Source organism: Pseudoalteromonas sp. TAE56, from assembly GCF_000497955.1.
In the GTDB taxonomy this organism is placed as follows: domain Bacteria; phylum Pseudomonadota; class Gammaproteobacteria; order Enterobacterales; family Alteromonadaceae; genus Pseudoalteromonas.
On the sequence record NZ_AUTN01000163.1, the window covers coordinates 1 to 20,862 of the forward strand.

Here is a 20,862-nt window from a genome sequence, read left to right on the forward strand (position 1 = left end):
CCTGCCATGTTTATGCTGAGCCATACCAAGTTGACGCAGGCAGTTTTCAACCACAATAACAGCGCCATCAACAATTAAACCAAAGTCGATTGCGCCTAGACTCATTAAATTACCCGATACCCGATTACCCACCATGCCTGTAATGGCAAATAACATACTGAGTGGAATAACCATTGCCGTAATCAATGCGCCAGTTACGTTACCCAGTAGTAGCAGTAAAATAACAACCACCAGCACCGCGCCTTCAAACAGATTAGTTTTTACAGTTTCTATGGTTTTATCAACAAGAGTTGTACGGTCATAAACAGCCTCAACCACAACACCTTCAGGCAAGCTTAGCTGTACGTCTTTGAGTTTATCTGCCATGGCTTTTGCAACTATGCGGCTGTTTTCGCCAATTAACATCATGGCAGTACCGAGTACGGTTTCTTCACCGTTATAAGTGGCTGCGCCTGTTCTGAGCTCTTTTCCTAAACGCACGTTGGCCACATCTTTTATGCGAACGGGTGCATCATCTCGCTTAGCAACAACCGTGTTGGCTATATCATCAATGCTTTTTAATTGCCCTGGTGAGCGCACTAAATATTGCCCATCAAAGCGCTCTATAAATCCGGCGCCTTGATTGCTGTTATTTAATTTAAGAGCAGTAATAACATCGCTTAGCGTGAGCTTGTAAGCGAGTAGTTTTTCGGGCATTGGCGCTACTTGGTACTGGCGCTCAAAGCCACCTTGGCTGTTTATTTCGGTAACGCCTTTCACTTTTAAAAGCTGCGGGCGAATAATCCAATCTTGCAAAGTACGTAAGTCTTCTGCACTAAATGGGGTTCCATCGTCTTTTAATGCGTCTTTATCTGCATGCACCGAGTAAGTAAAAATCTCCCCTAGGCCACTGGCAATTGGCCCTAAGTTTGGCTCAATATTGGCAGGTAAGTCTGAGCGAATACTTTGAATGCGCTCACTAATTTGCTGGCGCGCCCAATAAATATCGGTGCCTTCGTTAAAAATAACGGTTACTTGCGAGAGCCCATAACGCGAAATCGAACGAGTATAATCAAGCTTTGGTATGCCCGCCATCGCAGTTTCGATTAAATAGGTAATGCGCTGCTCGCTCTCAAGCGGAGTAAAACCAGGCGCTTTGGTATTTATTTGCACTTGCACGTTAGTAATATCGGGTACGGCATCAACCGCTAAGTTTTGCGTGTTGTATACGCCAAATCCTGCAAATAAAAGCGTTAGTGCAAGCACCATCATGCGGCGTTTAACCGCAAAAGAAACTATCCAGTTAATCATGCTGTCTCCTAGTGTGAGTGGCTAGCGCCGCTTTTTAAAATATCTGCTTTTATTACATAACTGTTCTCAGTTACGTACTCACTATTAACAGAAAGTCCTTCTAACACTTCAACCCATTCACTATTTTTAGCACCGAGCTTTACAGGGCGTACTTCAAAAACATTACCGCTTTTAATAAACACGCTAGATTTACCGTTAAATTCCTGAATAGCAGTCGCTTTAACGCGTACAGCCGCATTTATATTTGCAGTGCTAATATCGCTATTAACGTGCATGCCTGGTCGCCAATGCCCGTCTGGATTTTTAAGCTCAACCCGAGCGCGCGCAATATGCCCGCCGCTCATCATTGGCGCGATAAAAAACACCTCGCCTTGCGCGTTTAAATGATGGTGTAAGTCGTACACTTTAGCGTTTTGCCCTATGGCTAACTTTTCAATATTTTCAGGAAATGCCGATAGCTCTACCCATACGGTTTCTAAATTTACTATTTGCATTAGCGCACTATTTGCAAGCTCACCGCGCTTTAAATATTGCTCAGTAATAACACCCGTTATAGGACTTTTTATGATGTAATTTTGCAGTGTTTCGCGGTTAGTTACGCTTGCAAGCTTGTCACCTTTTTTAACGTTTTGACCAATGCTGACAAATATATCGTTAACTAAACCGGTGTAAGGCGCCATTACTTCAACAGTGCCGTGCGCGGTTGGTGCTATTACACCAAATAAAGTATCCATCAGCTCAACACTGCCTGACTGAGCAAGTTGGGTTTTAATACCTGCGCGCTCAATTGCTTGGGTGCTTAGTGTGGTGCGCCCTTCTTCTTGCTCATAATGATAATTTATTTTAGCCCCTTTATAGCGTGCCATAACGTCAAGTTTAAATGAGTGCGGCTCGTTTACACTTACGGTACTTACTAAATAGTCATCTTCTGCTTTAAAGCGAATAAGCTGTGGTTTTTCACTTAAACGCTGCACATTAATAGTTACGCTTAACTGGTTTATATCAACGGCTTTATTATTATCAAAACCATATATTCGCAGTTCCGTATTACCTGCAAATTGCGTTAATTTAAGCTCTAAATCAAGTTTGTTATTGGTTAGTAAAAATCCGCCGTGAGGACCTTTTTCTGCGTGTTCATCTTTATGACCTTCTTCGTGACTTTCTTCATGATTGTCGTCAGATGCCATAACCGTGCTACTAAATAGCGGGAATGCAAACAGCTGGGTAATTAATAATGCGATAAGAGTTTTATTCATGATTGATGAGTCTCAATTAAAGGTTGGCCAGTTAAACGCTCAAGGGTAAGTAGCACTTGGTACAGCTCGCTATGAGTGGTGATAAGTGCGCGTTTAGAATCAAATAAAGCTTGTTGAGCGTCGAGTAATTGCAGTACCGAAATTTGCCCTTGCTGATAACTTTTTAAGCTTTGCTTTATAAGCGTTTGCGCCTGTGGAATTACCTGCTGTGTTAACAGCTGTGCTTGCGCAATTTTGCCTTTGTAATAAGCATAGAGCGTACGTACTTGTTGGCGAAGTTGAATACGTAACTGCCCTTGTTGTTCACTAAGCAATGTAAGCTGATGCTGCGCCGCCTCAATATTCCCGCTGTTAGAATTACTCAGTTGTAGCGGCATAGAAAACGAAAATACAAACGAGCTAGCATCTGTTTGTTGGTTATAACGTACGCCGCCGCTAAGTGTTAAATCACTTTCCCCGTTTGATTTTTGTAGCGATAAGTTAGCCGTTTGCTGCATATATTGCTGCTGTAACAAAGCAAAGTCTGGTGCTGTATTTACCGCATCAAGTAATGCTTGCTCACTTTTAAGCTCTGTAACTGTAGATAAATCCCCAGCATAATAATCACTGAGTAATTGCTCTTGCCAAAGCTCATTTAGTGCTAAGCGCGAGCGCTCAAATTCACTTTGTAGCATTACGGTATTTAGAACTACTTGGCTTACTGCGTAACGCATACGTGTTACATCCGCTTGTGAAACTGCGCCCGCTTCAGCGCGTTTTTCTATTGCTTTAAGCGCCTGCTTAACTGTACTTTTACGTTCCTTATTTAAAGCTATTAACGCCTGAAACTTAAGTACTTGGTAATAACGCTCAGTAGTTGTTGCTAAAAGTGCTAGGCGTGTATTTTTGTATTGAATCGTTTGCGCTTTTATATTTGCAGTCGCGTAATTAATCCGGTTCTGGCGTTTATCGCCAAGCTCTATTAATTGACTCAGTGCAAGTGTGTACTGCGCACCCGAAAATGCATGGGAGCCGTGGGTCCCTAAAAAATTTTCAGCTTCAAAACTCATCTCTGGATTAGGTGCAAGCGCAGCCTGGGTTTTAAGCGCACTCAATATTTTTTGATGATAAGGGTAGCGTTTAAGCTGTAAGTTTTGCTGCTCAGTATTTGTAAGCGCTTGCTTAAGGGTTAATACTTTTTGATTTTCGCTGTTAGCAAATGCGCTAAATACTGGCAATACGCACAGTAGCGCCACCAGCGTTATTGGTTTTTTATTCATATAGCGTGTCCGTTTTTAACAAACAGTGGGTGTGTTACAAATCGTAAGCACCCTAAATAGGCAAAATAGTACCTTTAACGCATATAAGCGCAGGCAATAAAATGCACTGAAATTATCTAAAAAATAATTAAACTAGCTAAGTGAATTAGGTGGCGGAACATCTGGCGGATAATTTAAGCCTTTGTAACAAGCTGGCTGCGTTGCTTGGCTTTGCTCAGGACTTATTGGATGATTTAGCGTACTGTAGTAACCACAGTGGCAATGTTGATGGGCATGAATTTCAGTAGGTGATTGAGCGTCTTCATCTTCTAAACTTGTTTGAGAATGAATATGGGTAACGTGATCAACTTCTTCTTGTAAATGATACACGGCCGCGTCACAGCTAATAAAGCTGTGTACAAGCACTAGGAGTATCACGACTAAAAAGTAATTTGAGCGCATTGCGACCTATAAAATCCAAAAATACAATTAACAACGCACGCACAATACATTAAACACTTCAAAAAGTAACGAGCTACTTTCTATACATTGATGGCGACATACCTACCGACTTCTTGAAACGTTTGGAAAAAATAAAAATATTAGAATACCCCACATAACTTGCCACATGAGAAATTGGCCAAGCCGTGTTTAACAATAAGTTTTTAGCTCGCTCAATACGTAAATGAATAAGTTGCTGTATAGGGCTTTTACCAAATTGGGCTTGGCATAACCGGTGTAAGTGCGGCGGTGAGTAATGCACATGCTCGCACATTACCTCTATTGTCCAATTGAACTGCAAGCGCTTGTCTACCTCTTCAAACAAACTAATTAAACGGTTATGCGCCGCACCCTGTGAGTTATTTTGCAGCGTAGCATTTAAGTAATGACTCAAAATAGGCGTTACACCTTCACGTAAATTAGCATTAGGTTCGCTGTATAAAAGCTCCATAGCAAGATGTAATGGCTCAAGCTTTTGATCGGTTAACACCAATGCTTGCGCTAAGTTTAAATGTTGCCAACGTTTAGTGTTTGCAAGGTTTAACCAAATAACATCCCAGTGTTCAGCATCAATTTTCACTTCAAAGCTTTGCTTAGCGGGTAGCACAATAAGTGTATTGGCATTGAGCGTGTACTGCTCATTTTGTGTGGTTAATTTACCCTGCCCCGCGATCGTATAAAAAAGTGTATGTTCTAATGGCGCTGTACGTGCTACGCAATAACGACCCGATAGGTTTGAGCAACCTGCTAGCGCTATTTCAAGATTTGGAATTTGCGTGAGCGTTTGCGAATCAATAAAGCGTTCTATACAACGCGGGCCAATATCGAGTATATCTTTAATGTTATAGCGCATAATCACAATGATAGTTTTAGATAAACAAAGGAGAGCTTTAAGCATAACCCCTGCGATTATTTTTAGCTATATTTAGCGCATTATAATTGCCCGCTTATGCAATAGGATAAACATGACCTCTTTACAGCACATAATTAATCGCCGCGATTGGGAAAACCCAATTTCAGTACAAGTTAATCAAGTAAAAGCGCACAGTCCACTCAATGGTTTTAAAAGCGTTGAACATGCCCGTACTAACACACACTCGCAAAAGCAAAGTTTAAACGGTCAATGGGATTTTAAATTATTTGATAAACCCGAAGCGGTTGATGAGTCGTTGCTAAGTAAAACGCTAAACAGCGACTGGCAAAGCATGACAGTGCCTTCTAACTGGCAATTACACGGTTTTGATAAACCTATTTACTGCAATGTTAAATACCCGTTTGCAGTTAACCCGCCTTTTGTACCAAGCGATAACCCTACAGGCTGTTACCGCACTGAATTTACGATTACGGCGGATCAATTAGCTCAGCGTAATCATATTATTTTTGAAGGCGTTAACTCGGCGTTTCACCTTTGGTGTAACGGGCAATGGGTGGGTTATTCACAAGATAGCCGCTTACCGAGCGAGTTTGATTTAAGCGAACTGTTAATTGCAGGCACCAACCGCATTGCGGTTATGGTTATTCGCTGGAGCGATGGCAGTTACTTAGAAGATCAGGACATGTGGTGGCTAAGCGGTATTTTTCGTGAAGTTAACTTACTTACAAAACCGCAAAACCAAATACGTGATGTGTTTATAACCCCCGATTTAGACGCTTGCTACCGTGATGCAACGCTACATATAAAAAACGCGATTAATGCGCCAAATAACTATCAAGTAGCAGTGCAAGTTTTTGATGGGGAACAGGCGCTATGTGAGCCACAGATGCAAAGCACTAACAATAAACGTGTTGATGAAAAAGGTGGCTGGAGCGATGTTGTATTTCAAACAATTGATATACAAAGCCCTAAAAAATGGACCGCCGAAACGCCGTACTTGTACCGCTGCGTTATAAGCCTGCTTGATGAGCAAGGCAATACAGTAGACGTAGAAGCCTATAACATTGGCTTTAGAAAAGTAGAAATGCTTAACGGGCAGCTTTGCCTAAACGGCAAGCCGCTACTTATTCGCGGCGTTAACCGCCACGAGCACCACCCTGAAAACGGTCATGCAGTTACTACCGCCGATATGATTGAAGATATTAAGCTGATGAAGCAAAATAACTTTAACGCCGTGCGTACTGCTCACTATCCTAATCATCCACGTTTTTACGAGCTATGTGACGAGCTAGGTTTATACGTAGTGGACGAAGCCAATATAGAAACCCACGGCATGTTTCCTATGGGGCGTTTGGCAAGCGATCCGCAGTGGGCTGGTGCATTTATGTCGCGTTATACGCAAATGGTTGAGCGCGATAAAAACCACGCCTCAATTATTATTTGGTCATTGGGTAACGAATGCGGGCACGGCGCAAATCATGATGCTATGTATGGCTGGTCAAAAAGCTTTGACCCTTCTCGCCCAGTGCAATACGAAGGTGGCGGCGCAAATACAACGGCTACCGATATTATTTGCCCTATGTACGCCCGTGTAGATACAGATATTAAAGACGATGCGGTACCTAAGTTTTCAATTAAAAAATGGTTAAGCCTACCAGGTGAAACTCGCCCGCTTATTTTATGTGAATACGCTCACGCAATGGGTAACAGCCTAGGTAGCTTTGACGATTACTGGCAAGCATTTAGAGAATACCCGCGCCTGCAAGGTGGTTTTATTTGGGATTGGGTAGACCAGGGTTTATCTAAAACAGACGAAAACGGGGAGCATTACTGGGCTTACGGTGGCGACTTTGGTGATGAACTAAATGACCGCCAATTTTGTATAAACGGGTTATTGTTCCCAGACCGAACACCACACCCTAGCCTGTTTGAAGCTAAATACAGCCAGCAGCATTTACAATTTACATTGCGTGAGCAAAATCAAAACCAATACAGCATTGATGTATTTAGCGATTACGTATTTAGGCACACCGATAACGAAAAGCTCGTTTGGCAATTAATGCAAAATGGCGTGTGTGTTGAGCAAGGCGAGCAAGTACTTAATATAGCGCCGCAAAGTACGCACACGTTAACGATTAAAACTAAAACAGCGTTTGAGCAAGGTGCGCAATATTACCTTAATTTAGATGTAGCACTAATTAACGACTCACACTTTGCAAGCGCTCAACATATTATGGATACGGCGCAGTTTAAGCTTATAAACAGCAAAAATTTAAGCAGTAAGTCATTTGCATCATCACCTGAGCAAAGCGCTATAAGTGTTAATGAAACCGACTCTCAACTAAATATTGAAAACGATAAGTTTAAACTTATTTTTAACAAGCAATCAGGGCTTATAGAGCAGTGGTTACAAAACGATACTCTGGTTATTAGTAGCCCACTGGTTGATAGCTTTTATCGTGCGCCACTTGATAACGACATTGGTGTAAGCGAAGTAGATAACCTAGATCCTAATGCGTGGGAGGCTCGTTGGTTGCGTGCAGGTATAGGGCAATGGCAGCGCACATGTAGCTCAATTCACGCAGTGCAATCAAGTGTTGATGTACGTATTACTTGTGTATTTAATTACGAGTTTAACGGCGTGCTACAGGCTCAAACACAGTGGCTATATACACTAAATAATACCGGTAATATTAGCCTAAATATTAACGTGAACTTAAACGATACCCTGCCGCCAATGCCGCGTATAGGGCTAAGTACAACGCTTAACAGGCAAAGCGATACAAAAGTAAACTGGCTAGGTTTAGGGCCTTTCGAAAACTACCCAGATCGCAAAGCCGCAGCACGTTTAGGTTATTACAGCTTGAGCTTAAATGAGCTACATACCCCGTATATATTCCCAACTGATAATGGACTGCGTAGCGATTGCCAATTACTGAGTATTAATAATTTAACCGTGACTGGCGCGTTTTTGTTTGCAGCTAGCGAGTATTCTCAAAGTATGTTAACTCAGGCGAAACACACTAACGAACTAATTGCTGATGATTGCGTACATGTGCATATTGATCATCAACATATGGGCGTGGGTGGTGATGACTCGTGGAGCCCAAGCACCCATAAAGAATATTTACTTGAGCAAAAGCAGTATAGCTATTCACTTACCTTTTCGTTTAAAAGCTAAATAATATTTTAAGCTCACAAAAAAGCCGCTAACTTAAAAGTTAGCGGCTTTTGTTTTACTAAAATAAGCGTTTAGTTAAGCAAAATTAAGCAACAGCTTGCTCTAAAATTTCGCGGCTTTCTTTAAGCGTAATAGCTTGGTTTTCACCAAGTGCTAGCATGCCATGCGCTTCAAGTTTGCCAATAATGTTGTCAATCGCAGCGGCTTTATCATCGCCATGCTCAGTAAGCACAGTTGCTACGTCAAGGCTGTGGTAAAACGCTTCAATTGCTTCAATTGTTTTCTCAGCTAAGTCGTCAGATTGCTCAAGACCAAATACGTTTTTACCCATTTGCTCAAGCTTTGCTTTTTTAACTGCAAATTGGTTGCGTAGTAAAGAAGGCTGAACAATAGCAAGTGAACGAGCATGATCAACACCGTAAGCAGCTGTAAGTTCGTGGCCAATCATGTGTGTTGCCCAATCTTGCGATACACCAGAACCAATTAAACCATTAAGTGCTTGGTTAGCTGCCCACATAAGGTTTGCACGCCATGCATAGTCTTGGTTTTCAAAGTTATCGCCCAGTGTTTTAAGCGTTCTTAAAAGCGCCTCTGCGTAACCTTCTTGAACCAATGCTGTTTCAGGGAATGTTAGGTACTGCTCACAGGTATGAACCCATGCATCTACTAATCCATTCACAAGTTGGCGCTGTGGTAATGTTTTCATTACATCAGGGTCCATAATCGCAAATTTAGGAAGTACTTCTGGTGATGCAAACGGTAGTTTTTGCTTCGTTGCTTCTTTGCTCACAACTGAGTTTTGGTTAGACTCTGAACCCGTTGCAGGCAATGTTAATATTGCACCAATTGGTAATGCACTAGTAATAGTGTGCTTACCAGTAGGAATATCCCAACCTTCTCCATCATAAACTGCAGATGCTGCAATGTATTTAACGCCGTCGATTACTGAACCGCCGCCTACACCTAGTACAAAGTCGATGCCTTGTTCTTTACAAATTTTTACTGCTTGGTCTAGTACTTCTATAGTTGGGTTAGCGCCTACACCCGAAAATTCAACCCAGTCAAAGCCTTCAAGTGCTGCTGCAACTTGGTCGTACACGCCGTTCTTTTTAATTGAACCGCCGCCGTACACTACAAGTACTTTTTGATCCTTTGCGATCAAATCAGTTAGTGAGGCAATTTGTTCTTGGCCGAACTGGATAAGTGTTGGGTTTACGTAGCTAAATTTCATTATTTTGCTCCTAGGTGACGGTTAAATACTAAATATAATGCTTAGTTACTCACTAAGCTAAACTTCAATGAGTGCATATTAGTGGCAAAACAAACATAAAAAAAGCCCAATAACTCGCAAAAGCTTGCCTAAAACTGTCAACATTGATATTTTAAGCAAAATTCGTACGATAGTAGATGCTTTAATGTCCTCAATAGCCAACATGATGCAAAAATTTGCAGAGCACAATAATTTACTTAACTTTGAAGGCAACATGGAAACCATTATTCCAGGTGTGTATTTTCATCGTGCAAGTAAAAGCTCGCCGCGCCAGCCACTTATATATAACTCAGGTATTATTATTGTTGGGCAAGGACATAAGATAATTCATTTTCCTGATCATCAAATAAAATATGGTGAAGGCGACTACCTTGTTTTAGGTGTGCCTGTGCCACTTGAATGCGAAGCTTTTACCGATAACAACCTACCTGTTATGGGTATTGTTATAGATATAAACCCGGTAATGTTACATAAATTAGTAAACCAAATTGGTACACATAAGCCATTCACTACTGGGCAAATGAGTGGCGTTCAATCGGCTAAAATAGATGGCGCAATGGAGCAAGTAACACACCGTTTACTTAGCGTGCTTAATAACCCCATTGAGGCTGCCGTTTTTGGCGAAGATATAGTAAAAGAATTGGTATATCGTGTACTTTGTGGGCCACAAGGACATACTTTAATAGGGCTTGCTATGCATGATGGGCATTATGCGCGTATCGCCCGTACGCTCTCAACTATGCACAGTAGTTATGCCAATCAAATTACAGTTGAAGGATTAGCTGAAGATGTAAACATGAGCGTATCGTCGTTCCATCGTGCTTTTAGGCAAGTAACGTTTGAGTCACCTTTGCAGTATTTAAAAAAAGTACGCTTAGCTAAGGCTAAAGAGCTTATAACTAGTAGTGGAAGCAAAGCCAACGAAGCTGCATTAAAGGTTGGCTATACGAGCCCATCGCAATTTAGCCGCGAATTTAAACGCCACTTTAATAAAACACCTAGTGAAATGTTAACTCAACTACATAGCTAAAGATAATGCTCTTAGAGATGTAAATTAACCGAGCGAGTTAATCTTAAGCACTGCTTTTTTGGTGTTTAGCAAAGCTTGCTTAGTAAATTGGCGATTAATAAGTTGGCTAAAAATAATAGTAAATAACGTTGAGCAAATGGCAGCTGTTGCGTACACCTGCCAAATCATAAAGTTATGTTTTAACATAAACGCAATCACCGCAAAAAATACACACCCACCTAATGAACCAATAATACCCCCATTAAGAATTTTAAACGTTGAGGCTTGTTTGTCACTAAAANAAAATGGGCAACACTGCCCATTACCGCCAAAATAACCGGAAAGGTAGAGATTAATCCACTCCACGCAGACCCTATATGCTGTGATATAAACGTAACAAGCACGATAAAGCTTGTCACTAATATCATTTTTACCGGAAGCTCCCAGCGGGCATTTAATGGTTTTGCATCAGCTGGTATATTTAGCTTTGTAGAGATAATAGTTAAACCGAGTAAAATACAAAGCGAAACCACACTCGCCACAATAATATTCACGGGTAAAAATAAAGTAATAACGCTAAATACACACCAAATACTTAACGCTGTAAAAAGCGATTTAAGCATTCCAAACCTTCGTGATACAACCTAGTAACTAAAACAAAATAAGCCTATACCGCTCATACCATAAAGAGAAGCCACCGCTGAGTTAGCTGCAAATAATTTACCTTGCTCTAATGCTATAAAATAAGAAATAGGCCCAGAGGTAATAGGCAAGCCAGGAATTATGCCGCTAACAAAACTACCAAAGCGTTTTTGGGCGAATGTTATTAGTAAAATAAGCAAAGGTGCAATTATGAGTTTAAGCAGCATAAATAACAATAAAGTATGAGAGTTGAAATTAAGTTTACGTGTCTATACCTACATTGTAGAGTGAATAAAAATCATGCATGTAATGTAATTTTTTTCACCTGTAAATATTAACTAATTTATCAAAACACTGATTAATAGTTATAAAAAAAACCACTTATTAAAGTGGTTTTTAGCTTAACTTAAACAATAGCATTTATACTTTTTTAAATAAAACCTCTGGGTTTACCATGGTTTTCATTTCAAGCACATTGCCATTTGGATCTTCAATAAAAAACGTTTCTTGCTCAAACTCATCACCAATAAAACGACGGTATGGTTTATCTAGGTATTCAATACCCGCATCTTCAATACGTGTTTTTAATCCATTAAATTCATCTTCAGATAAGTGAATCCCAAAGTGGGGTACTGCTACAGCTCCCATATCAACATCATGGCGAACTGTTGGTAAGCGCTCAACACTCTGGTGCAAGGTAAGTTCATTACCCCAAAAATCTATATCTACCCAGCGACCTTCTTCACTGTTACCGGTTTTACAGCCTAGTACGTCACAATAAAACGCTTTAGCTACTTTTAAATCGCCAGCCGGAATAGCCAGATGCAAACAGTTAGACATAAATAACCCTTGGTTAACACTTTAATACATTAAATTATCGCCATTATACATAACTTGTGATTTATAGGACATTAACAACGATACTATTAAGCATATTTAATACCTAAAAATCGTTTAAAAAAACGTTTTTAAAGTTTGTAATTACTTATAACATTTATTTGTTAGAGAGTATTAGAAAGCGCAAAAGGATTAGTTTAAAATGCGCCGCTATGATTAAATTCTTACTTTTAAAATTCATTACTTTCTTTTTAGGCTTTGTAGCTTGCTTTGCTATGCACACTACTTTTGCACTGCCTTTAGTAATTTCTGCTGCGCTAACGGGGCTTATAGGCTCTTTTATTCCTTTTCCTGCGCGTTATAAAAATCATCCTTATGCTGCAATTTATGCTGGTAGCTTTGCCGGTATGTGTTCAACCCATTTAATTACCAGTTACTGGGAAATTGCTATTATTTCGCTTATTGGCTCAAGTTTGTATGTGCTTACTATGAATATGTTTACAGGCTTTGGCGGTAAGCTTGGCAGTGTTGCCTTTGCTAGTGTGGCACTTTTTGTATTAGCTAAAGGAATTGTATTATGAGTATTGAATACCCGTTACTTGTACTGCTTGGTGCCTTTTTAACATTTTACTTGGCTAAACATAGCCGCTTTGATGGGGTTAGAGCGTCGTCTTCACTTTCTATTATTGCTTATTTAATTTTTAGCGCTTTAAATTTGAACTCCGATTTATACGCAATTGTATTTTTTGGCGGCACATTCATAGGTATGAGCGCCCCACATCGATTTGGTATTTATACTGTAGCAAGCTCATCTATTTTGTTTTCAATATTATTTGAGTTCCTTGTACCAAAACTTGACGGTTACGGTGGTGCATTGGGCATTAGTGCATTTTTATCTGTATGTATTTGCCATACTTGTATTTTGTTAGGTGCCCCAAGAAGTAAAAAGCCGCCACCAGTTCAATAAAAAATTATTGAGCTGGTCAAGTTTCTCCCAGCATTCGCTTTAATATAGTAGAGAATTTAGAGTGTAAAATATTCATGTTTTAAGCTGTTCTTTTTCTCTGCAAGTCTGTTAGAATCTCCCGCGAACTTTATTTACCCTAAATAAAGACAATCATATATGGATTTATGAAAATGAAAAAACTAATCGCAGTAGCTGCACTATCTTTACTTCCTTTCTCAAACGCAATGGCTGACCAAGATATTGGTTGTGGTCTTGGTTCTATGTTATTTGCTGGTCAGCAAGGTAAAGGCGTTAAAATTTTAGGCGCTACAACAAACGGTACATCTGGTAACCAAACTTTTGGTATCACTTTTGGTACTCTTGGTTGTGATGGTACTGGTACAGTAACTTCTTCAGAAAAAATCGCTTTATTCATTGACGGTAACATGGAGCAACTTGCTCGTGATATGTCAAAAGGTGAAGGCGAAACTTTAGCTACTCTAGCTGAAGCTTGGGGTGTTGCAGATCAAGATAAAGCAGCGTTCAATAAGCTTGCTCAAGCACAGTTTTCTTCAGTATTTACTTCTGAAAACGTGACTTCACAAACAGTTTTAGAAAACCTAAACACTGTTCTTGCAAGTAACGCACAACTTGCTTCTTATACTCTTTCTTAATCAGCTAAATTAGCCGGTTTTATACGTATAAATAAAGCCGCTGGAGTATTTCTCTAGCGGCTTTTGTAATTTAGTGATTATGAAAAAAATATTATTTGGTTTACTGCTCGCACTTTTTAGTTCTTACTCAAACGCTCAAAGTATTGAAACAAATACATTAGCAACACACCCTTACTGGCTTAAATTAGGTCACTACCGCGGGGCCACATTAGGTGATTGGAAAAGTGAAGTAGACAGTGCTGAGTTTTTTTTATCTCCTACAGGTAAAACAAGTCCATATGACGAACTTAAAGCCACTATAGCCGCATTTAGTGGTAAAAATACTGACCCAAAAACAACACAATATCGTTGTCAGTTTCCTGCACGTTATAAATGGCTAAAAACAAAAATTAAAAATAACTGGCCCGAACTTAATTGCCCAGAGCTACAGGCGTGGCAAAAAATAATAAACCCTAAAGGGGTTACGTTAGTTTTTCCAACTGCATTTATGAATAGCCCATCATCAATGTTTGGCCACACTTTACTTCGTATTGACGCAAAAGATCAGACTCGCCATAAAGAGTTGCTCGCATTCGCAGTTAATTTTGCAGCAGAACCAGACGGCTCAGATAACGCAGCTATGTATGCACTAAAAGGCTTGATTGGCAGCTACCCAGGTAAGTTTTCACTTATGCCGTACTATAAAAAAGTACGCGAATATAATGACTTAGAATCTCGTGATATTTGGGAATATAAACTTAATTTATCAGAGCCACAGGTAGAGCTCATTTTATTGCACTTGTGGGAACTACAATTAGCTACATTCGATTACTTTTTTATTGATGAAAACTGCTCTTACCAATTACTTGCATTATTACAACTTGCGCAAGAGGACCTTGATTTAACATCGTCATTTAATATGCAAGCTATTCCATCAGATACCGTTGCAGTACTAAGAAATAACAACTTATTACAAACACCTAATTACCGCCCTGCTTTTGGTACTAAGCTATACCATTACTCTACTCAGATGACTGACGAACAACTTGATGATGCAAGAGAGTTAATGCAAGGTGGCTCTCTCAATACTCGTAATTACTCACAGTCGCAATTAGTCGCTATATTAGAAATGGCGTATGAATGGTTAAATTTTGAATTTTACGATAAAGCATTAAATCGTGAAGAAATTGCCCCGCGACTAACTAAGCTACTCCTAATGCGCAGCAAATATAAAGTAGCCTCGCCATTTACTAAGCCAAGCCGCCCTATTGCTTCTCCAGAGCAAGGTCATGGTTCTTCTAAAGTATCGCTAGGTAGGGTACAAAATAATAACCAAGCAAACCTTACAAATTTTGGTTATAGGCTTGCGTATCATGACTTACTAGATAGGCCTGAAGGTTTTATAGCGGGTGCACAAATTAGTTTTTTTGATTTGGAAACCTCTATTACTGACGAAGGAAATGCAGATATTGAACATTTTTACTTATTAGATGCTATGTCGCTTGCACCCGATAACCGCGTATTTGATAGCTGGTCGTGGAACTTTAAAATGGGCTTTGACCGACAACCAAGTGACAGTAAACGTTTAGGCCGCTTTTTTACAAAAGGAGGTTATGGTAAATCTTATGGCGATCCTAATAATGTACACGGCTATATTCTTGGTCAATTTGAGCTAAATACAGGCGATATAACCGACCGACTTAGTACAGGAATAGGCAGCGAAGCCGGTGTAATTTGGCAAATAAACAATAACCATAAACTCGCTTTAACTGGCAATATATTATGGCTAACTGATAACGCAGCAAGTAAGCACAGCGAAATAGCTATAACATGGAATTACGCTGTTTCTCGCAATGTATCGCTGCGCAGCAAATTACAGCATGCTCAATGGCATAGCCATAATTCATCAATGAGTTTAGCTATGCAGTTTTACTTTTAACTTATTCAACATTATTTATGTTTAATGCTACTTGTAGGGTAGCCAAATAGCACTCTACATTTAGCTTTTATTCCTGATGCCTTATAAACACTTTTAAATAAGTGCTCCCACTGATGAAACGTAATAAAGACTGGGTTATTGCTATTAAGCTGCCCTATAATGCCGTATTTACAAGGCTTTGATTTATCTTCTTCTACAAAGGTGCCAAATAACTTGTCCCAAATAATAAGTACACCTGCAAAATTTTTATCAAGGTAACCTGCATTTATTGCGTGATGAACTCGATGATGCGAAGGCGTATTAAATACTTTTTCAAACCAACCTAACTTACCCACTATTTGAGTATGTACAAAAAATTGATACGCCAAATTTAATGCAACCACGCTAAATACTGTTAGCGGTTCAAATCCAATTAAAATCATAGGTAGCCAAAACATCCACATACCGGCTACGGGGTACATTAAGCTTTGCCTAAATGCGGTGGTGAAATTCATTTTAGTTGAACTATGGTGCACCACATGTGCAGCCCACAACCAATGAATATGATGCGATGCTTTATGAAACCAATAATACAAAAAATCTTGCAGTAAAAATGCAAATGCAATACTTAATATACTCACTTCAATATCAAACAATCTATAGTCATACAACCAATTAAATAAAGGCATTAATAGCAGTAACGCAATAGCATCGGCGCCTTGGTGCAATAGCGCTAACACTGTATTTGCTAAGCTATCTTTTATGTCGTAATAGCGCTTAAACTTAATAAACTCAGAGCAAACAAATATCAAAAATAATGGGCTCAGAGCGAGTAAAATAATTTCTGAGTTCATGCTTTACCCACCAAAAAATAATTATTTAAATTGTTTAACGCTTGGGTTATATCTTTTGTAATAACATATTTAAGTAATGCATTTGGCATCCACCACGGAGCTGAGCAGCTTATGCAATAGTTAAGTTCGGTAACTAAAGTATTGATGTCTTTATTTGCAGTGAGGTATATATCGCCTCGATGATTAGCTACTGGTTTATCGCCTACTATTTGATAACGGATATGATTTTGATCGGCACTGATTATTTGCTCTAAAAACGTTATTTTACCTATTTTAACTTGCCTAACAGCTCCTTTCCCGCCTTCTATTTGCCCTTCGTTTTGTGCTTGTAGCAGCTTAAATTTGGCATTAAAAAATCGATGCAACTGTTGATGATCCAATAGTGTGCTTATTATTTGCTTTGGCTGTGCATTAAGCGTTTGTTTAATTGTTATAAGTATCATTTTTACAGCAAGAGGTTATTAGGCATTCAACTATCATATAAAAATGTAACGTGGCAAACTTGCTAATACACGACTATTTTTTAGCTTTAGATGACAAATGCACACATTAGCTGATCATTACTTTTCAAGTATTCTTGATTACTTACAAGCGCAAGGCATTAATACTATAACGACTTTGCACGCTATTAGCTTTGACGAATTTAGTAATCAGCATACCCATCAATTAGCGCCGCGTATTAGTTTAAATAGTTACAATGCTTTATTAGTTTATGGCAAGAAAACACTTAACGATCCTCTTTTTGGTTTTACCCTAGGTCAGCAAATTCGCACTGCTGACTACGGCGTTTTAGGTTACTTAATTGAATCAAGCGATAACTTAAGCAGCGCCATTAAAGCATTGTTAAGCTACGACAGCTTGGTGGCTGATATTGGTAAGGCCAAGTTTGAACTAAATACTGATACAGCAACTATTCGTTGGATTGCTCATCAAAGTTGTAATGAGCACGTTGTTTTACGAAATATGACCGCGTGGGTAAGTGTAATTCGCCAGTTAATAAACTTAACGCTTTCGCCAAGTAGTATTAGTTTCACTTATAATTGGTTGCCATTGCAAAGACGCGCCCTTGAATCATGGTTTAAATGCCCTGTAAAAAGCAGTGCTGAATATAATCAAATTAGCTTTCCGAGCCATTATTTAACGCTGCCCTTTAAAACCGATAACGCCATTATTAATTCTACTTTTAAGCAATTGTCAGAGCAGCAACTCTCTAACTTTAAAAGCCAGCAGCGTATTGACGATAAAGTTAATCAGTTACTTACAGCTAAAACCACCTTGCAAAACTGTAACTTAATAGGCATAGCTGATGCGCTTAATTTAACACCCCGAACGCTACAACGACGCTTAAAAGAACAAAACTTAACCTTTGCTCAGTTACTTGAAAAAGAACGTAAAAAACGTGCAGATACATTAATAGCCAGCATGCCACTTGCTGATTTATCTAATATTTTAGGATTTAAAGATCAAAGCTCTTTTAATCGCGCATTTTTACGCTGGCATAAGTGTTCGCCATTAAAATTTACAAAAAAAGCTAAATCAAAGTAAGGTGCTAATGCTGTTTATTTACATTAAATAAACATAAAATGTATACCTTTTAAGCAGCACTCTTTACACTAGCGATAATATTATTTAAAAAGATTTGTTTATGTTAGTGCGTGTTGTATTTAGTGCCTGTGTATTTATGTTTTATAGCGCCATATGTAACGCAGGCCCCGTCACATTTATAGCTGAAGACCTTCCTCCTTATCACTTTAAAAATCAGCAAGGTGAAGTAAGCGGCGCTTTAGTCGACATTGCCAAAGCAGTTGTGAAGCAAACAAACTTAACCGCTAATTTTGAAATAATGCCTATGGCCCGCGTTTTTAAAGAGCATCAAACAAGTACCAACGCGATAATGTTGTCTTTGTTAAAAACCCCAGAGCGGATTAATAAATATACGTGGTTAGGCGAAGTGTACTTCGCAGATGCCTATTTAATTAGTTTAAAAAACCATGTAGATGAAGTCGTTCACTTAAATTTTGCTAAAGAGTATAAAGTAGCAACCATTCGAGGCTACCTGAGTGAGGCCTACTTAAAGCAAAAAGGCTTTACCGAAAACAAAAACTTGATACTGGTCAGCTACTATAACCAACTTTGGCAAATGCTTTATAAAAACCGAATCGACTTTGTAGTAACTAATACACTTACACTTGATAACGAGTTAAAAAGCCTAGAACTCGATCCTAGCCTAATAACAAAACGAATTCATTTAAGCGGTCTGCCCTCTTCACTTAATTTTGCAGCAAGTAAGCAACTTAATCCTAAAACAGCTAAAGCACTCTCTGACGCATTAAATAATATTAAAGAAAATGGTGAATACCGTGCCATTTTAAACAAGTGGCAACTTTTATTACCAAACACGACTAACTTGCAGCACTAACCATGGTTAAAGCCCGACATTAGTTATTGGCAGTGGTTATTTAGTTATTTGCTAAACGCTGCAAAGCAAACTACAAAATTAATACCCCCCAAAAAAACTACACTTTAGCGCCAAAGGCCACGTTAAACATCATTAAGAGGATAGCCAAGCACATAAAAAATACATACCGCAAACACCTCCATAAAAGCCGTTAAAAAACACCCCAACCAAATTGGTATAACAAAAAATCATTTAAAAAATATTTAATTTTACTAATTGGTAAGTTTTAATTGTTAAATTGGTATGCTAGATTGAGATTAAACGATGCCTGTACCGCACAATTTTTACTTCATCACACAGAGACAATAATGATAAAAAATACATCCACATTTAAACTTACGGCTTTAGCCGTTATCACCCCTTTACTTTTTACCGCTTGTTCAAGTACCCAAAGCACTAATCAGCAAAGCGATGCGCCTGTACCTGCAACAAAGTTTGATTTATCTCACTGGAAAATAAATGTACCAGTTGATTTAAACAACGACGGTAAAATTGATGAAATAGATGTAGAAGAAATTCAGACTTACGCACACCCTGATTTTTTCTATCTTGATGATAAAGGCTACATGGTATTTACCTCCCCTAATAAAGCGCTTACAAGTGCCAATTCTACTAATACCCGTAGTGAACTTAGACAAATGATCCGTGGATCAAATACTAAAATTAAAACTAAACACTCTAAAAACAACTTTGCTTTAGCTGTTCACCCGCTATCTGACCGATTTGGTTCTGTTGGTGGAAAAATGGAAGCAACGTTAAAAGTAGATCACGTTGCGCTTCGTGCGACTGATCCTGATAAAAAAGCAGCTTACTCGGTTGTTGTAGGGCAAATTCACGCAGGTAAAGATCAGGCACTTATTGATACCAAGCTTGGTTATGGCTGGGGCAATGAACCACTTAAAATATATTACAAAAAATGGCCAGGACATAAAACAGGCTCTGTTTTTTGGAACTACGAACGTAACTTAGCTAAAACAAATCCTGACCGCACAGACATTACTTACCCTGTTTGGGGTAATACATGGGAAAACCCTAACGAGCCAGGCAGCGCCGGTATTACACTAGGTGAAGAATTTAGCTACACGGTAAATGTGTATAAAAATGTTATGCACCTTACATTTAGCGCACAAGGCAAAGAAGACGTTAACTACTCTATTAACTTAGGTAATAACGTAGATGCTTATGGCAAAGTAGATGAAAAAGACCATCCACATGGTTACGCTGCAGATTGGCATTACTTTAAAGCCGGCGCTTATAACCAATGTAGTACTAAAAGCGCGAAAGGTATTTGGTACCCTGGTTGTTTAGGTACTGGCGATTGGACTAAAGATAAACAAAATGGCGATTACGCTCAAGTAAGCTTTAGTAAACTAGAGTTGAGCCCTGCGACACCGCCAACAAAATAACTAGGCTAGTATAACCTCAGATAAGTAATTTTTTAGTGATGTAAAAAGTGGCGTTGGTAGATTATTAATATCGCACCAGCGCCACTTTAAACATTTATTAGGCTCTTTAAGTTCAGGCTCTCCGCCTTCAAAATCAGCTTTTACATACAACGTAATATAGTGTTTGTTCTCTGCCGTAAAAATATCATTGGTAAAATCAAGCTTAGTAATTTTACTTACCTTTAAACCTGTTTCTTCAAACACTTCACGTATTGCACATTGCTCAACACTTTCACCAAACTCTAAATGTCCACCAGGTGTTGCCCATGTATTAGCACCGTGCGCGCCAATGCGCTCACCTAGTAAAATTGTGTTTTGATGCTTTATAATAACCGCAACCCCTACTCTTACTGCATTACTCATATCGTCTTTTCTCTTATTTTTACTGCCCGCCATGCTGAACCACACGCTTTGTATTGTCAATTTGGTATTTTTAAAACCAGTATATTGATTAACTTTTAGCCGACCAAGGTCGAATAGCTTGCTTACT

21 protein-coding genes are annotated in these 20,862 nt (G+C 39.1%); 9 read left to right on the forward strand and 12 right to left on the reverse strand.

The window, feature by feature from the left end; all coding sequences use genetic code 11:
• The 5 genes from L656_RS0121125 to L656_RS0121145 form a co-directional block, all read right to left on the reverse strand.
• Positions 1-1,290, reverse strand: a 1,290-nt coding sequence (locus tag L656_RS0121125; RefSeq protein ID WP_024600691.1) for an efflux RND transporter permease subunit, incomplete at its 3' end; no start/stop codon positions are given.
• Between the two features lie 8 nt (positions 1,291-1,298).
• Positions 1,299-2,546: an efflux RND transporter periplasmic adaptor subunit gene (locus L656_RS0121130; protein ID WP_024600692.1), complete on the reverse strand. Its 1,248-nt coding sequence runs from the start codon at positions 2,544-2,546 to the stop codon at positions 1,299-1,301.
• Positions 2,543-3,805, reverse strand: a complete 1,263-nt coding sequence (locus L656_RS0121135; protein ID WP_024600693.1) for a TolC family protein — start codon at positions 3,803-3,805, stop codon at positions 2,543-2,545. The genes L656_RS0121130 and L656_RS0121135 overlap by 4 nt, the downstream gene beginning before the upstream one ends.
• A gap of 132 nt (positions 3,806-3,937) precedes the next feature.
• Positions 3,938-4,246 (reverse strand): hypothetical protein, encoded by a 309-nt coding sequence (locus tag L656_RS0121140; protein WP_024600694.1) that lies wholly within the window; start codon positions 4,244-4,246, stop codon positions 3,938-3,940.
• Between the two features lie 73 nt (positions 4,247-4,319).
• Positions 4,320-5,138: an AraC family transcriptional regulator gene (locus L656_RS0121145; protein WP_024600695.1), complete on the reverse strand. Its 819-nt coding sequence runs from the start codon at positions 5,136-5,138 to the stop codon at positions 4,320-4,322.
• Between the two features lie 112 nt (positions 5,139-5,250).
• On the opposite strand from L656_RS0121145, the gene L656_RS0121150 reads away from it, so the two are divergent.
• The gene (locus tag L656_RS0121150; RefSeq protein WP_024600696.1) at positions 5,251-8,340 is read left to right on the forward strand and encodes a beta-galactosidase; all 3,090 of its coding nucleotides are present in this window, start codon (positions 5,251-5,253) and stop codon (positions 8,338-8,340) included.
• Between the two features lie 85 nt (positions 8,341-8,425).
• Here the strand turns inward: L656_RS0121150 and L656_RS0121155 are convergent, their stop codons facing one another.
• Positions 8,426-9,571, reverse strand: coding sequence for an iron-containing alcohol dehydrogenase (locus L656_RS0121155; protein ID WP_024600697.1), 1,146 nt, complete (start codon positions 9,569-9,571; stop codon positions 8,426-8,428).
• 184 nt (positions 9,572-9,755) lie between these two features.
• Here L656_RS0121155 and L656_RS0121160 point away from each other — a divergent pair, with 184 nt between their 5' ends.
• On the forward strand, positions 9,756-10,640 hold the full coding sequence (locus tag L656_RS0121160; protein ID WP_024600698.1) for an AraC family transcriptional regulator: 885 nt from the start codon (positions 9,756-9,758) through the stop codon (positions 10,638-10,640).
• A 24-nt stretch (positions 10,641-10,664) separates the two neighbouring features.
• Here the strand turns inward: L656_RS0121160 and L656_RS1000000123555 are convergent, their stop codons facing one another.
• The 3 genes from L656_RS1000000123555 to L656_RS0121170 all read right to left on the reverse strand — a co-directional run bounded on the left by L656_RS1000000123555 (position 10,665) and on the right by L656_RS0121170 (position 12,101).
• Positions 10,665-10,826 (reverse strand): hypothetical protein, encoded by a 162-nt coding sequence (locus tag L656_RS1000000123555; protein WP_241763456.1) that lies wholly within the window; start codon positions 10,824-10,826, stop codon positions 10,665-10,667.
• Positions 10,827-11,263: 437 nt separating this feature from the next.
• Positions 11,264-11,488 (reverse strand): hypothetical protein, encoded by a 225-nt coding sequence (locus L656_RS1000000123560; protein ID WP_241763457.1) that lies wholly within the window; start codon positions 11,486-11,488, stop codon positions 11,264-11,266.
• A gap of 193 nt (positions 11,489-11,681) precedes the next feature.
• Positions 11,682-12,101 carry a VOC family protein gene (locus L656_RS0121170; RefSeq protein WP_010554617.1) on the reverse strand — a complete coding sequence of 140 codons (420 nt, stop codon included), beginning with the start codon at positions 12,099-12,101 and terminating at the stop codon, positions 11,682-11,684.
• 272 nt (positions 12,102-12,373) lie between these two features.
• On the opposite strand from L656_RS0121170, the gene L656_RS0121175 reads away from it, so the two are divergent.
• The 4 genes from L656_RS0121175 (at position 12,374) to L656_RS0121190 (ending at position 15,636) form a co-directional block, all read left to right on the forward strand.
• Entirely contained in the window at positions 12,374-12,679 is a 306-nt protein-coding gene (locus tag L656_RS0121175; protein ID WP_002962854.1) for a hypothetical protein, read from the forward strand.
• Positions 12,676-13,065, forward strand: coding sequence for a hypothetical protein (locus L656_RS0121180; RefSeq protein ID WP_024600699.1), 390 nt, complete (start codon positions 12,676-12,678; stop codon positions 13,063-13,065). Before L656_RS0121175 ends, L656_RS0121180 begins: the two co-directional genes overlap by 4 nt.
• Positions 13,066-13,235: 170 nt before the next feature.
• Positions 13,236-13,718, forward strand: a complete 483-nt coding sequence (locus L656_RS0121185; protein WP_024589733.1) for a DUF3015 domain-containing protein — start codon at positions 13,236-13,238, stop codon at positions 13,716-13,718.
• Between the two features lie 79 nt (positions 13,719-13,797).
• Positions 13,798-15,636 carry an Lnb N-terminal periplasmic domain-containing protein gene (locus L656_RS0121190; protein ID WP_024600700.1) on the forward strand — a complete coding sequence of 613 codons (1,839 nt, stop codon included), beginning with the start codon at positions 13,798-13,800 and terminating at the stop codon, positions 15,634-15,636.
• A gap of 11 nt (positions 15,637-15,647) precedes the next feature.
• Here L656_RS0121190 and L656_RS0121195 read toward each other — a convergent pair whose 3' ends face one another.
• Both L656_RS0121195 and L656_RS0121200 read right to left on the reverse strand, forming a co-directional pair.
• Positions 15,648-16,469: a sterol desaturase family protein gene (locus L656_RS0121195; RefSeq protein WP_024600701.1), complete on the reverse strand. Its 822-nt coding sequence runs from the start codon at positions 16,467-16,469 to the stop codon at positions 15,648-15,650.
• Positions 16,466-16,912 (reverse strand): SRPBCC family protein, encoded by a 447-nt coding sequence (locus tag L656_RS0121200; protein WP_024600702.1) that lies wholly within the window; start codon positions 16,910-16,912, stop codon positions 16,466-16,468. The genes L656_RS0121195 and L656_RS0121200 overlap by 4 nt, the downstream gene beginning before the upstream one ends.
• Positions 16,913-17,009: 97 nt before the next feature.
• On the opposite strand from L656_RS0121200, the gene L656_RS0121205 reads away from it, so the two are divergent.
• The 3 genes from L656_RS0121205 (at position 17,010) to L656_RS0121215 (ending at position 20,333) form a co-directional block, all read left to right on the forward strand.
• Positions 17,010-18,014 carry an AraC family transcriptional regulator gene (locus L656_RS0121205; protein ID WP_024600703.1) on the forward strand — a complete coding sequence of 335 codons (1,005 nt, stop codon included), beginning with the start codon at positions 17,010-17,012 and terminating at the stop codon, positions 18,012-18,014.
• A gap of 100 nt (positions 18,015-18,114) precedes the next feature.
• Positions 18,115-18,888 (forward strand): substrate-binding periplasmic protein, encoded by a 774-nt coding sequence (locus tag L656_RS0121210; protein ID WP_024600704.1) that lies wholly within the window; start codon positions 18,115-18,117, stop codon positions 18,886-18,888.
• A gap of 347 nt (positions 18,889-19,235) precedes the next feature.
• Complete coding sequence (locus L656_RS0121215; RefSeq protein ID WP_024600705.1) at positions 19,236-20,333, forward strand: polysaccharide lyase family 7 protein; 1,098 nt, start codon at positions 19,236-19,238, stop codon at positions 20,331-20,333.
• On the opposite strand, the gene L656_RS0121220 is transcribed toward L656_RS0121215, so the two are convergent.
• Positions 20,334-20,735 carry a nucleotide triphosphate diphosphatase NUDT15 gene (locus L656_RS0121220; RefSeq protein WP_024600706.1) on the reverse strand — a complete coding sequence of 134 codons (402 nt, stop codon included), beginning with the start codon at positions 20,733-20,735 and terminating at the stop codon, positions 20,334-20,336.
• Between the last annotated feature and the right edge of the window lie 127 nt (positions 20,736-20,862).

What these genes read in the sequence shown, in the direction of transcription:
- L656_RS0121130 (WP_024600692.1), bottom strand. Translation starts at nt 2,546, where the DNA reads ATGAATAAAACTCTTATCGCATTATTAATTACCCAGCTGTTTGCATTC.
- L656_RS0121135 (WP_024600693.1), bottom strand. Translation starts at nt 3,805, where the DNA reads ATGAATAAAAAACCAATAACGCTGGTGGCGCTACTGTGCGTATTGCCA.
- L656_RS0121140 (WP_024600694.1), bottom strand. Translation starts at nt 4,246, where the DNA reads ATGCGCTCAAATTACTTTTTAGTCGTGATACTCCTAGTGCTTGTACAC.
- L656_RS0121145 (WP_024600695.1), bottom strand. Translation starts at nt 5,138, where the DNA reads ATGCGCTATAACATTAAAGATATACTCGATATTGGCCCGCGTTGTATA.
- L656_RS0121150 (WP_024600696.1), top strand. Translation starts at nt 5,251, where the DNA reads ATGACCTCTTTACAGCACATAATTAATCGCCGCGATTGGGAAAACCCA.
- L656_RS0121155 (WP_024600697.1), bottom strand. Translation starts at nt 9,571, where the DNA reads ATGAAATTTAGCTACGTAAACCCAACACTTATCCAGTTCGGCCAAGAA.
- L656_RS0121160 (WP_024600698.1), top strand. Translation starts at nt 9,756, where the DNA reads ATGTCCTCAATAGCCAACATGATGCAAAAATTTGCAGAGCACAATAAT.
- L656_RS1000000123555 (WP_241763456.1), bottom strand. Translation starts at nt 10,826, where the DNA reads ATGTTAAAACATAACTTTATGATTTGGCAGGTGTACGCAACAGCTGCC.
- L656_RS1000000123560 (WP_241763457.1), bottom strand. Translation starts at nt 11,488, where the DNA reads ATGCTGCTTAAACTCATAATTGCACCTTTGCTTATTTTACTAATAACA.
- L656_RS0121170 (WP_010554617.1), bottom strand. Translation starts at nt 12,101, where the DNA reads ATGTCTAACTGTTTGCATCTGGCTATTCCGGCTGGCGATTTAAAAGTA.
- L656_RS0121175 (WP_002962854.1), top strand. Translation starts at nt 12,374, where the DNA reads ATGCACACTACTTTTGCACTGCCTTTAGTAATTTCTGCTGCGCTAACG.
- L656_RS0121180 (WP_024600699.1), top strand. Translation starts at nt 12,676, where the DNA reads ATGAGTATTGAATACCCGTTACTTGTACTGCTTGGTGCCTTTTTAACA.
- L656_RS0121185 (WP_024589733.1), top strand. Translation starts at nt 13,236, where the DNA reads ATGAAAAAACTAATCGCAGTAGCTGCACTATCTTTACTTCCTTTCTCA.
- L656_RS0121190 (WP_024600700.1), top strand. Translation starts at nt 13,798, where the DNA reads ATGAAAAAAATATTATTTGGTTTACTGCTCGCACTTTTTAGTTCTTAC.
- L656_RS0121195 (WP_024600701.1), bottom strand. Translation starts at nt 16,469, where the DNA reads ATGAACTCAGAAATTATTTTACTCGCTCTGAGCCCATTATTTTTGATA.
- L656_RS0121200 (WP_024600702.1), bottom strand. Translation starts at nt 16,912, where the DNA reads ATGATACTTATAACAATTAAACAAACGCTTAATGCACAGCCAAAGCAA.
- L656_RS0121205 (WP_024600703.1), top strand. Translation starts at nt 17,010, where the DNA reads ATGCACACATTAGCTGATCATTACTTTTCAAGTATTCTTGATTACTTA.
- L656_RS0121210 (WP_024600704.1), top strand. Translation starts at nt 18,115, where the DNA reads ATGTTAGTGCGTGTTGTATTTAGTGCCTGTGTATTTATGTTTTATAGC.
- L656_RS0121215 (WP_024600705.1), top strand. Translation starts at nt 19,236, where the DNA reads ATGATAAAAAATACATCCACATTTAAACTTACGGCTTTAGCCGTTATC.
- L656_RS0121220 (WP_024600706.1), bottom strand. Translation starts at nt 20,735, where the DNA reads ATGAGTAATGCAGTAAGAGTAGGGGTTGCGGTTATTATAAAGCATCAA.